This window comes from Arsukibacterium sp., from assembly GCF_018402695.1.
GTDB lineage: Bacteria > Pseudomonadota > Gammaproteobacteria > Enterobacterales > Alteromonadaceae > Alishewanella.
The window spans coordinates 83,420-95,525 of sequence record NZ_JAGYIM010000016.1 but is presented as its reverse complement, the minus strand read 5'-3'; the positions used below and the strand labels follow the sequence as shown (position 1 = coordinate 95,525).

Below are 12,106 nucleotides of genomic sequence, written 5' to 3'. Positions count from 1 at the left end.
GCTTACATAATATTTTTTTCTAAAGGCTAGATTTACCATTATGGAAACGGTATATATTACGCGCCTCGATTAGCTGAGGCTGACTTTTATATAATAATAAACCAAAGGAATTGAAATGAAATATAGCGCTATTGCAGCACTTACTGTGTCTATGACTTTATCGGCATCTGCATATGCAGATAAAGCTCCAGGTTCAGGTCCAAACCCATTTTCAGATTGTGGTATTGGTGCTGCTTTATTTCCAGAACATAAAGTTTTGGCAGTAACTTCAAATGTTATCTGGGATATCGGGACCACTGCTGTCACTTCTGCTACAGCCAGCCCTGAAACCTGCTCTGGAAAGAATGTTGATGCCGCAGCGTTTATCTTAAACTCTTACGACAGCCTGATCGAAGAAACGGCCCGTGGAGAAGGTGAACATTTGTTGGCATTAATGAATATCCTTGAAGTCACTCCTGAGCAACATAACAAAGTCATTGGCAGCCTGCGCACTGAAATGAGCCAGCATATTGCTGATGAATTATACCTATCTGCTGATAAGCGCGAAAAATCCCAGCTTTATTACAGCACTGTTATCAGTGCTGTTACCTCTGCTTAATGTTTTAGCAGAATAGGAAGTACGCTTCCTATTCTGTCTTGAGTCTACTGATGAATCGATTGCTTTTGCTTTGCAGCATATTGCTGTTTTGCCCCTTTGTTCATGCGAACCCCGTAACTGGTTCATCTGAACTGGCAAACATTGCCTTATCACCAACCTGGCAAAAATTGCTGGTCTATGGTGACAACGGCCAAAGTTACATTACGTCAGACAGTTTCTTTTTTTCAGAGAATGGTGCTGCTGATCCGTTAGCAGAACTATTAGCAACACTTACTGCTTTCGCAACACCCGTTGATCCTGCCAACCCTGACATGCACGCACAGTGTAAATTCCCGGCGCGATATCAATGGTTAAAACAACAAATCACTACTCATAATTTTGATATCGAAGAATTGAGTTGCCCCAAGTTTAATCAATTTAATAAGCAGCAAAATATCAGTTCAATAAGTGTAATTTTTGCCACGGGCTTTTTAGCGAATCCAGCATCTTATTATGGTCACTTATTACTTAAACTAAATACCGAAAATGTGCCCACAAAACATACCGACTTGCAAGATACTGCCATTAACTTTGGTGCCGATGTACCAGCAGATGAGAATATGGCGCTTTATGTTATTAAAGGTATTATAGGTCAGTATGACGCTTCATTTACCCAGCAAAAATACTTTTATCATGCCGGCAATTACAGAGAGTCTGAACTACGTGATTTATGGGAATACGAGCTGGCATTAGAGCAACCAGATATTACCCTTTTACTTGGACATATCTGGGAACTACTTGACGCCGATTACAGATACTACTTTTTCAACCGAAACTGCGCCTTTCACATGGGCGATTTACTGCAATTAGTATTAACTAGCAAACTCGCTGACAGTCAGCGTTTATGGATGACGCCTCAGTCGATAATGCAAAACCTGTCAAATGTTGATTTTCAAGGTCAACCGTTAGTCAAAACCATTACATATCATCCTTCCAGACAAAGCAGACTTTATCAGCGATTTTCCTTTTTGAATCAACAGCAAAAAGATGTTGTGCATAACATAGTTAATAAACCGGAGGATCTGGCAGGATTTGATCTTTCAGGGTTTGAGATTGCAGAGCAGCATGCAATAGTGGATACGCTGATAGACTATTTTCAGTTTATGCGTAAAGAAGCGGCGGGTGCCGGTGATATTAACAACACGCATTATAAACAGGCTGTTTTACTGCGTTACCAACTTGCACCAGGCCCTGCCGTAGTCGATTTTGATTCTGCGTCTCAACCACACCTGGGCAGAAAGCCGAGTTATACCTCAGTGCAAATTGTCCATAACTCTGCTGTCGAGTCTTATGGTCAAATTCAACTTCGTCCTGCCTACTATGATGCCCTTGACGCTGAAGAAGGGCATGTCAGGTTTTCTGCGCTTAGTATGGGCGAATTGGTATTGGGTTTCTCAGACAGCAGGTTCTTTCTGAAAGATTTATCACTGGTAAAGATAGAAAGCATCAGAGCAAACCTGACAGGACTTCCGGGCGATCGTAATTACTCGTGGTACCTTGATGTTGGCGCAGCTCAACGTCAAGCCGGCTGTGATAATTGTGAGGCATTTAAAGTTAATACCGGTATTGGTTACGGCTTTGGAGCTGCAACTAAGCTGAATGTGACTGGTTTTGTCGGCGGGGGCTATCTGGGTGAAACACTTAACAGCAAAGATAGTTATCTCGCCACTAAGCTCATTGCGACCTGGTATGCCTCGCAGCGCCTTTCTTCAAGGCTGGAGCTTGAGCAGCGATTTTACAGTGATGGCCGCAAAGACTTGCTGACAAAACTTAATGGCCGATATGCGCTTAACACCGACCTTGATTTTCGAGTCGCGATTATCAAAGACGATAGTGTAACGGAAGTGGCTCTGGCGCTAGGCTGGTATTGGTAATATCAGCGCAGCAATGCCAGCTCAGCGGCAGTCAGCTGACGATACTCACCCTCAGCTAAATCATCAGGCAATTGCAAACCACCAATTTTCTCGCGGTGCAGTTGTTCAACCTTGTTGCCAATAGCAGCAAACATCCGCTTTACCTGATGATAACGGCCTTCATGAATGGTCAGCAGTGCTTCGCACTCTGCCACTATTTCCAGCTCTGCGGGTAGAGTTTGGTCTTTTTCACCACGCAGCATTACCCCCTCAGCAAACTGACTGGCGGCATCCGGGCTAATAGGGTCGGCGGTCCACACCCGGTAGGTTTTGGCGATATGATGTTTTGGGGAGCTGATCCGGTGCGACCACTTGCCATCATCGGTCAGCAGTAATAAACCGGTGGTGTCTAAATCGAGCCGGCCAACAGTGTGCAGGCGCTCAACTAAGGGTTCATCCAGTAAATTAAAAACGATTGGGTGGTCCGGATCATCATTGGCGCAGAGAAAACCAGCGGGTTTGTGCAGCATAATGTACCGCAAACCAATGATAGCAAGCGGTTTTCCGTCCAGAACGACGGCATCGTCACTGCTAACCTGGCGCGCAGCTTGTTTAACAATTTCGCCGTTAATACTAACCAGTTTCTGGCGGATAACTTTGCCGGCCTGGCTGCGGGTCAGGCCGGTACAATCACATATAAATTTATCTAAACGCATAACACTAGTCACCTGAAAATAAGGTGGCTAGTGTACCCTACCGGCAAAAATTAGTCGCCTGTTGCCGAGACGAGCGCTGATACCATAAAGTTGGGGTTGAGCAGCTGCTCGCGCTGATATACCTGCTCACTGATACCATCAAAGCTCACTGTTGCACCGGCTTCAGTGGCCACAATATGGCCGGCACCGGTATCCCAGGCCATGGTAGGGCCAAAGCGCGGATAGACATCTGCCGTGCCATCGGCCACCAGGCAAAACTTAAGCGAGCTACCCACCGGCACCATTTCATGCTGCTTAAACTGGGCCAGATAACCGGCTAAATCGGGGCTGGGGTGACTGCGGCTACCCACAACCTTTACTAATTTATCCTGGCTGGCCAGGTTTACCTTTATAGGCCGGACGCCATCGGCTTGCTTTAAAAATGCGCCTTCACCCTTAGCAGCGTAATAGGTTTTTGCCAGCACCGGCGCGTGCACTACGCCCAGGATTGGCTCACCCTGATCAATCAACGCAATGTTAACGGTGAATTCGCCGTTACGTTTAATAAATTCCTTGGTGCCATCCAGCGGGTCGACTAACCAATAGCGCTGCCAGCTTTTGCGGATGTCCCAGCTGATATCGGCCGCTTCTTCCGATAAAATCGGTAACTCTGGGGTTAATTTTGCCAGTTCAGCGACAATCAGCCGGTGCGCTGCCATATCAGCAGCAGTCAGTGGCGAGTCATCGCTCTTGGCGCTGATATTAAAAGCGGCCTGGTCTCGGCCATAAATAGCTAAAATAGCCTCACCGGCTTGTTCGGCAATCTTAATAATGGCCGGCAGTAACGTTGCTGTCATTCATACTTCCTTGCAGAAAATTATTTAGGTTTAGCTTAACAGAATTAGCGCAACCGGGTTAGCGGCTGGCCGAATACCGCGCTTTGCGGCCGCTTACCAAACCAATGTAATTGCTGTTGTAAACTAACGACTTCGCCAATAATCAGTAGCGCCGGCGATTGTACCTGTTCGCTACTGACTTTCGTCGCCAGCTCACTCAGCGTTGTGGTGATGATCCGCTGCTCCAGCCGGGTACCGTTTTCAATTATTGCCACCGGGGTGGTCGCGGCGCGGCCGGCCGCCAGCAATTGCTGCTGAATATGGGCGGCTTTCATTAAGCCCATATAAATCACCACGGTCTGGTTGGGGGTGCTCATGCTGCGCCAGTCGGGTTCACTGCCGTCTTTGCGGCAATGGCCAGTAACAAACTGCACGCTTTGCGCATGAGCGCGATGGGTCAGCGGAATACCGGCATAGGCGGCACAGCCGGCAGCAGCTGTTACACCCGGCACCACCTGAAAGGCAATATCATGCGCCAAAAGTGCCTGAATTTCCTCAGCACCCCGGCCGAAAATAAAGGGGTCGCCGCCTTTTAAACGACAGATTTTTTTGCCGGCCAGGGCTAAATCGATCAATATCTGGTTGGTGTCCTGCTGTGCCACCGAATGCGCACCGGCTTTTTTACCGACGCAAATCAGCTCGGCATCGCGCCGGACCAGCTGCATAATTTCCGGTGATACCAGATAGTCGTACACCACCACATCGGCTTGCTGCATTAATTGTAAGGCTTTTAAGGTTAACAGTTCCGGATCGCCCGGCCCGGCGCCGACTACATACACTTCACCAGCCAGCTGCTGTGGTTCGGCCAACAACTCTGCCAGCCGATGTTCGGCCTGGGGCAGTTGGTTAGCCTGTACCTCACGTACCACGTCGGAATTAAACACTTTTTCCCAGAACTGACGGCGGGCAGCGAAACCGTCAATTTTGGCTTTTACCTGATCCCGAAAACGGCCGACCAATTGCGCCAATGGCCCTAAATGTTGCGGTAGCAGGGTTTCCAGCTTTTCACGCAAGCGCCTGGCCAGTACCGGGGCAGTACCAAAGCTGGAAATGGCAATAATAATCGGGTTACGGTCGATAATAGACGGGAAAATAAAGCCACATTTTGGCTGGTCATCCACGGTATTCACCAGCATATTGCGTGCAGTAGCGGCATCAAATACCGCGCCATTCACACTGTCGTTATCGGTAGCGGCAATCACCAGCAACTTTCCGTCTAATAACTCCGGGCTGAAATAACCGGTAATAAGCTCGGCTTTACCCTGCTGCTGCCATTGTATAAATTCCGGGGCGAATTCAGGCGATACCACAAACAGCTTAGCGCCGGCACTAAGCAGAGTGCCGGCTTTACGCAGCGCCACAGCACCGCCGCCGACAATCAGCACCGGTTTATCAGTTAATTTTACGAATAAAGGAAGATATTGCACTGCGGCTCCGCAAGCTGAAAACGTCAGCTGATAGTAGTGCCTAGCATAGCGCTGCAAGCATATTTCGCAAAATAGCTTATCACGCTCATATATAACCAAACGGAATGAATATACTCTAATTCATACCTTTAACTGCACTTTCACTAGTTGTGGCAGTGGGTTATTTCCATTACATTAGTGATTAAAATTACAACTAAAATCCAAGCATAATAAAAACAGGAATTACTATGTCGACACTCAGCCAGTTTATTAATGACTTAGCCACTAACCTTAAGCTACAACAAGATTTTCTGGATGACCCGGCAGCCACCATGCAGAGTTATGGACTGCAGAGCCACGAAATAGACGCGGTGCTGGCCGGGGACAAAGTAAAAGTTGAGCAATTAACCGGGCATGCGGTATTGCCTGTTACTTTTATTTTTCCGGCAAAGTAGCACCTCTTGAAAAAGTGCGCAGCATTTAGCACGACGTTAATATTTTTATTAGCGTCTTTTTTTGCTGTCTCTGCACCAGACACGTTGCAACATCAACTGGACCAGGCTGAAGCATTACGCACCCAGTCACCAAGCCAAACCGCGGAAATTGTTGCGCAGCTGGAAGCAGACTATCAGGCGCTTACTCCCTATCAACAACAACAATTTACCTTTCTTAAAGCCTACATCTTTGCATTTCAGAGCAAGCAAGATGAGGCCATAACCTGGGCTACGAAAATTGCGGGCAGTGACTATCCGGAAATTAACCTGAAAGCCAATTTGTTACTGGCAACCGTATATGAGCACCGCAAGGATTTCAGCAGAGCTTATGCTTTCCTGTTTGATGCGTTAAAAGCGGGAGGGACGCTTAACGACGAGCCACTGCAGGTCAGCTTATATACTGTCGCGACCCAATTGCACATAAGTGCAAATGTGTACGATAAAGCCTTGGAATATGCATCGAATATCGTCGGGATTGCGAGTTCTCAACGTAGTTTTTGTGTTGGCTATGCGCTGCAATTAAGTGCATCTTTGCAATTAACTCAAACCTACACTGATGATGCAGTTCAGCAGGCTCGTCAAGCCTGCCTTGCAGCCAACGAGCCATTACTAACAAATACAATTAGCCTCTACATTGCAGAATTTGACGTAACAAAAGCACCAGTACAAGTAAAAAGTGATATGCAATCCGTACTGCCAGAACTTCGCAAAATAGGTTATCCGTACGCTATCATTCAGGCTGAATTTTTTCTGGGATCGGCTGAGCTTCACTTAGGCAACTATGCTGCAGCAGAAAGCTTGCTGGGAAAAGTTTATCAGCAATCCACAGCATTGAATGACACAAAAACAGCCAATAAAACCATGCTACTTCTAGCCCAATTGTATGAGAAAACAGGAGACACTACCGCTGCAGTTGCGGCCTACAGCCAGCATTCTGCTGCTCTGAACAGCTACATTGACGAGTTTAAAAAGCGCAGCGTGGCATATTATCTGGCACAGGCTGATTTTATGGAAAGCGAAAATAAACTGGCACTGCTGCAAAGTCAGAATGAGCTGCTACAGCTGGAAAGTAAGCTGCAACAGGATGAAAAACTCAGAACCCTGTTTATCTCGATCGCCTTACTGGTATTACTGCTCCTGGTTATTTATGTATTGAACAGTAAAAGGGCTACCCTCAACCGATTAGCCACCACCGACTTTTTAACACGCTTATTTAACCGTCGCTATTTTAACGAAACGGTAAGCAAGCATATTGCTAACCGCCGCCAGCAAGGCGACTACAGCCTGATTATGTTTGATATCGATTTATTTAAACAAATTAATGACCAATTTGGCCATGCCGCAGGTGATAAGGTGCTAAGTGCCATTGCTCAGTGTTGTCAGGAACAAATCCGGCAGCAGGATATTCTGGCGCGAATTGGTGGCGAAGAGTTTGCGCTGTTTTTACCGGGTTGTGCCTTGGCGGACGCCGAGGCCATTGCGGAACAATGCCGACAAAGCCTGGAGCAACTGAATATTGAGGTTAACAACCAGATCATTCAGGTTACCGCCAGTTTTGGGGTGGCGACCAGCAACAACGCCGATTTTGATAGTTTATTAAAACAAACCGACGAAGCGCTTTACCACGCTAAGACAGGTGGTCGCAATCGTATCAGGGTGTATAACGTCAGTGACAACTGAGAGCCCGGTTTCGCCTGAACGCACCGCCGGTAGCTTGCGGTGTCTGGGGCTGGGTATTACCCTCGGCAGTCAGCTGACTATACTGGCGCGCGAGCAATTGGCAGCAGCTGATGTAGTGTTTTTTCACAGCAACAGCCACTACCTTACCGGCTTTTTACAGCAGATAAACCCTAACTTAGTGGATTTGCAGCCGTTTTATCAACCCGGCCAACCGCGTTGCGATAGCTATCAGGCGATGCTGGATGCGGTTATTGCCGCAGTAACTGCCGGTAAGAATGTGGTTTGGGCCTGTTATGGCCACCCGGGCATTGCCAGCTGGCCGCCACACCAGGCAATTCGCCAACTCAAAGCGCTGGGCTACCGGGCGAAAATGGAGGCCGGCATTGGCGCTGACGCCTGCTTATATGCCGACTTAGGTATCGACCCGATGGCTGAGGGCTGCCAGCAGTTTGAAGCCAGTCAGTTTTTATTTTATCAGCACACTGTGGATGTTAGTGCTTACCTGCTGCTATGGCAGGTCGCGATAGCCGGTGATTTCAGCCTGACAAAACTGGCAAGCGATAGCCACTTTATTGACATACTGGTGCAGCACCTGCAGCAATGGTACCCGCCAGACCATCAGGTAATTTTGTATGAAGCCGCTGATTTGCCTATCTGGCAATACCGATCCGAAACAGTAACGTTAGCGACATTACCTCAGGCGACGCTAAACCAGATCACCACCCTGGTGATCCCGCCGTTACGCCCGAAAAGCATTAACCATAAGATGCTCGATCAGCTTGGCGTGCCGGCCGACCATCCATTACGGCAAACCCGTTTACCCTGAAAATGCTCCTGTCGATGTCACACTTTGTCATGTCAAAGCGTCTTATAGTAAAACAGCACAAGGAAACCCGGTGTCAGCACACGGATTTGGCAGACCAATAGCGCCTGAGATTCTCAAAGCAGCCCAGCGCGGCCAGCCAGACGCCTTAAAGCGGTTTTACAGTCACTTTGCTGATGCGGTGCTCCGTTTATGTAGTGGCATGCTGGGCTCTGCCGAAGATGGCCGTGACCTGACCCAGGATATTTTTATTAAGGCATTTGCTTGCCTGGCTGATATTAAGCAACCGTTAGCGGTAGGTGGCTGGCTAAAACAACTTAGCGTCAGGTTAGCGCTGGATACGCTGCGTCAACGCAACCGGCAACAGCTGCTTAGTGATGACGAAAGCGACAATATTGGTGATCAAAGCTGGAACAGCGCCATAGACTCGCTAACCCGGCTGGATGATGTTGAACGCATTATGGCAGTACTGTCTGAACAGCAGCGGGTATTGGTGTGGTTGTATGCCGTAGAGGGCTACAGCCACCAGCAACTGGCTGAATTATTGCAACTATCTGAGCAAAATGTCCGCCAGCAATACCGACGGGCACTAACTAAATTAGCAACCCAACTTAAGCAGGGCGAACTATGAGTAAGCAACAACAATTCAGTGAGCTGTTGGGGCAGCGCTTAACGGCCGCACATCAGGAAACTGCCGACGATTTACTGTGGCAACAGCTACAACAACGTCTCGATAAAAAGCGACGCAAGCTTACACTCTGGCTGAGCAGTGCCGCCAGTCTGGCATTTATTGGTATGTTAAGCGGCCTGCTGTATAGCGGCTATATTGAGCCCGAAACGGTAGCGGTCGCAGACCCGGTTGACAGCTATCAGCTGGAAAAGTTGGATGTGGCAATTCAACAATCCATTATTCGCAACGATCATGAGCAGGTTGAGCGTTTAATAGCGCAGCGCCAGCAACTGAATAAACCTCAGCCCCGGACGTATACCTTATGAAAGTGACAAAACTGGCCAGGCTTTGCGCCGCAATGACGGCACTTTGGTTTACTGGCGCGGATGCCCGGCAACCAGAACCCTCACAGGACATTATTGAAGCGGTACAGGCGGCAATAATGGCGTCGGGAAACTCGGCAGAAGATGGCCAATTGGTCATTGAAGAGCCAGCCCGCAACTATTACCATTTTGGTGCGGTAATGGACCGGCAACATAAAATACTGGCGGTAACCCCGGATTCGGATGCAGAAAGAGCCGGAGTAAAAGAGGGTGACAAAGTGTTGCAAATTAACAATGCCGCCCTTGACTCAACCAGCCTTGAGGATGTGCTGGCATTGTTAAATGATTTTGAAGAAGGCAAAAGGTTTAACGTGTGGGTTAACCGCGCAGGCAAGGCCATCAATCTACAAAGCACAGTTACCCGCCGCACTATTCCGGCCTGGCGCTTAGTTATTAACCCGGTGCAAAGTGCAGATGCCCCACACTCAGCACAAACTGGCGGTTGTGGCTTTATTTCAGTATTTTACTTCCCCCCACGTACCCGGGAATTATTTCCTGTCGCTATCCGGGCGGTGAGTGATACTGATTTCAGAACTGAGCCTTATCGTCGCACTGATGTGATTAAAGTCGACACTGGTACGCAAGATATTGAGTTAGCTGAGCAAATTGCCTTACCGCGGGTCAGATGGAATCGCGTAGATCTGTGGGAGCGCAAAAAACAACTTACCCAGGTTTTGCAGTTAAAAGTAGAGTCCAATAAGGTATATCACCTTGCCAGCCGTTATATTGAAAACTCTGATGACAGAACCGATCCGGCTAAATACTGGGAGCCGGTAGTCTGGAAGGTAACCGACCGCCAGTGTGAGTAAAAAAGCGGTAACCGAAGTTACCGCCAAAGAGGGATGAGAGAGGTATCCCGTTTTGTTAAAGCGTTTTACCCGCCGTGTTAATGGCGGATCAGGTAATCAAAGGCCCCCAGCGAGGCATTGGCACCGGCGCCCATAGCAATAATAATTTGCTTATAGGGCACAGTGGTGGCATCGCCTGCGGCAAACACGCCAGGTAGAGAGGTCTGGCCGCGCTCGTCAACAATAATTTCACCACGTGGCGATAGCTCCAGCGCGCCGCGCAACCATTCAGTGTTTGGTACTAAGCCTATCTGGACAAAAATACCCGCCAGCTCAATATGGTGCGACTCACCGGTTTTGCGGTCGGTGTAGTTAATACCGTTTACCCGGTTGCCATCACCGGTGACCTCGGTACTTTGCGCTTCGGTAATAATGGTAATGTTGCCCATGGAGTTGGCTTTTTTGACCAGTACCGCATCGGCGCGCAGCGTGGCGGCAAATTCCAGCACGGTAACATGCTCAACAATACCGGCTAAGTCGATAGCCGCCTCAATACCGGAGTTACCGCCACCGATAACCGCCACTTTTTTACCTTTAAATAACGGGCCGTCGCAGTGCGGACAGTACGCCACGCCCTTGCCACGATATTCCTGCTCGCCCGGCACGTTCATTTCTCTCCAGCGCGCACCCGGCGCCAGAATAAGGGTTTTACTTTTTAATACCGCGCCATTGGCAAGCTCCAGCTCGACTTTGTCGGCTTTGCTTAACTTCACCGCGCGTTGGTTATTCATAATATCCACATCATACTCACGCACGTGGGCTTCTAAGGCATTTACCAGCTTCGGGCCTTCGGTATATTTCACTGAGATAAAGTTTTCAATACCGACAGTGTCGGCTACCTGACCACCAAAGCGCTCGGCTAAAATACCGGTATTCAGGCCTTTACGGGCAGCATACACGGCTGCAGAAGCGCCGGCCGGGCCACCGCCTACCACTAACACATCAAACTCGGCTTTGCTTTTCAGCGCTTCAGCCTGGCGTTTTTCGGCGTTAACGTCGATTTTCTGAATAATTTTCTCCAGGGTAATCGCGCCCTGTGAGAACAGCTCGCCGTTTAAAAATACTGATGGCACTGCCATCACGTTGCGTTCGCTGACTTCGTCCTGGAACATGGCACCATCAATCATTACGTTAGTAATGTTCGGGTTAACTGCCGACATAATATTTAATGCCTGTACCACTTCCGGACAGGTTTGACAGCTTAATGAAATGTAGGTTTCAAAGGCAAAACTGCCCGGTAACTGGCGAACTTGCTCAATGGTATCGGCTTCCACTTTAATTGGGTGGCCGCCTGAGTGCAGCAAGGCCAGCACTAACGAGGTAAATTCATGGCCCAGCGGTACCCCGGCAAAGGTAATGTGGGTATCTTTAGCTACCGAGCGCACCAGCATGGCCGGTTTACGTTCCATAGCGGCGTCGTCGCGGCGCAACGACACTAAATCTGACAATTCGGCAATCTCGGTTGCCAGTTGCTCTACCTCAGTGGCTTTGGCGCTATCGTCTAAAGATACCACCAGCTCAACCTCGGTTTTCAGGTTCTGCAAATAAGTTTTAAGTGTTTGCTTCAGGTTAGTATCTAACATAAAAACTCCAGAAAAATTAAGACGATAAAAAATCAGCGTAACAAAGCCTCAGCCTGTTTGTGCAGACTGTAAACATTGTATCCGGGATAGTCCGGGCAGGCATTGCCTGCCCGGGGTCCAAACCGTAGTCTGGCAGAG

Annotated in this window: 12 protein-coding genes; 8 read left to right on the top strand and 4 right to left on the bottom strand. The window is 48.6% G+C overall.

The genetic code is table 11. The annotated features are described in order from the left end of the window. Nucleotides 1-115: 115 nt before the first annotated feature. Together KG631_RS08015 and KG631_RS08010 are read left to right on the top strand one after the other, a co-directional pair. On the top strand, nt 116-598 hold the full coding sequence (locus KG631_RS08015) for a DUF3015 family protein (protein ID WP_213997686.1): 483 nt from the start codon (nt 116-118) through the stop codon (nt 596-598). Between the two features lie 50 nt (nt 599-648). Then, complete coding sequence (locus KG631_RS08010; protein ID WP_213997685.1) at nt 649-2,511, top strand: DUF4105 domain-containing protein; 1,863 nt, start codon at nt 649-651, stop codon at nt 2,509-2,511. A gap of 2 nt (nt 2,512-2,513) precedes the next feature. Here KG631_RS08010 and rsuA read toward each other — a convergent pair whose 3' ends face one another. From rsuA to cysG, 3 genes are read right to left on the bottom strand one after another with little or no spacing between them, the layout of a single operon-like run. Next, nucleotides 2,514-3,206 carry a 16S rRNA pseudouridine(516) synthase RsuA gene (rsuA, locus tag KG631_RS08005; protein WP_213997684.1) on the bottom strand — a complete coding sequence of 231 codons (693 nt, stop codon included), beginning with the start codon at nt 3,204-3,206 and terminating at the stop codon, nt 2,514-2,516. Nucleotides 3,207-3,256: 50 nt separating this feature from the next. Further along, nucleotides 3,257-4,042 carry a 3'(2'),5'-bisphosphate nucleotidase CysQ gene (cysQ, locus tag KG631_RS08000; protein WP_213997683.1) on the bottom strand — a complete coding sequence of 262 codons (786 nt, stop codon included), beginning with the start codon at nt 4,040-4,042 and terminating at the stop codon, nt 3,257-3,259. Nucleotides 4,043-4,086: 44 nt separating this feature from the next. Beyond that, the gene (cysG, locus tag KG631_RS07995) at nt 4,087-5,508 is read right to left on the bottom strand and encodes a siroheme synthase CysG (RefSeq protein WP_213997682.1); all 1,422 of its coding nucleotides are present in this window, start codon (nt 5,506-5,508) and stop codon (nt 4,087-4,089) included. A 227-nt stretch (nt 5,509-5,735) separates the two neighbouring features. On the opposite strand from cysG, the gene KG631_RS07990 reads away from it, so the two are divergent. The 6 genes from KG631_RS07990 to KG631_RS07965 all read left to right on the top strand — a co-directional run bounded on the left by KG631_RS07990 (nt 5,736) and on the right by KG631_RS07965 (nt 10,346). Next, entirely contained in the window at nt 5,736-5,942 is a 207-nt protein-coding gene (locus KG631_RS07990; protein WP_097110634.1) for a hypothetical protein, read from the top strand. A 6-nt stretch (nt 5,943-5,948) separates the two neighbouring features. Next, complete coding sequence (locus KG631_RS07985; protein WP_213997681.1) at nt 5,949-7,661, top strand: tetratricopeptide repeat-containing diguanylate cyclase; 1,713 nt, start codon at nt 5,949-5,951, stop codon at nt 7,659-7,661. Further along, entirely contained in the window at nt 7,651-8,487 is an 837-nt protein-coding gene (locus tag KG631_RS07980; protein WP_213997680.1) for an SAM-dependent methyltransferase, read from the top strand. Before KG631_RS07985 ends, KG631_RS07980 begins: the two co-directional genes overlap by 11 nt. A gap of 70 nt (nt 8,488-8,557) precedes the next feature. Beyond that, nucleotides 8,558-9,115, top strand: coding sequence for a sigma-70 family RNA polymerase sigma factor (locus KG631_RS07975; RefSeq protein ID WP_213997679.1), 558 nt, complete (start codon nt 8,558-8,560; stop codon nt 9,113-9,115). Beyond that, nucleotides 9,112-9,480, top strand: coding sequence for a hypothetical protein (locus tag KG631_RS07970; protein ID WP_213997678.1), 369 nt, complete (start codon nt 9,112-9,114; stop codon nt 9,478-9,480). Before KG631_RS07975 ends, KG631_RS07970 begins: the two co-directional genes overlap by 4 nt. Beyond that, on the top strand, nt 9,477-10,346 hold the full coding sequence (locus KG631_RS07965; protein WP_213997677.1) for a PDZ domain-containing protein: 870 nt from the start codon (nt 9,477-9,479) through the stop codon (nt 10,344-10,346). Before KG631_RS07970 ends, KG631_RS07965 begins: the two co-directional genes overlap by 4 nt. 77 nt (nt 10,347-10,423) lie before the next feature. On the opposite strand, the gene ahpF is transcribed toward KG631_RS07965, so the two are convergent. After that, entirely contained in the window at nt 10,424-11,968 is a 1,545-nt protein-coding gene (gene ahpF / locus KG631_RS07960) for an alkyl hydroperoxide reductase subunit F (RefSeq protein WP_213997676.1), read from the bottom strand. Nucleotides 11,969-12,106 lie beyond the last annotated feature (138 nt).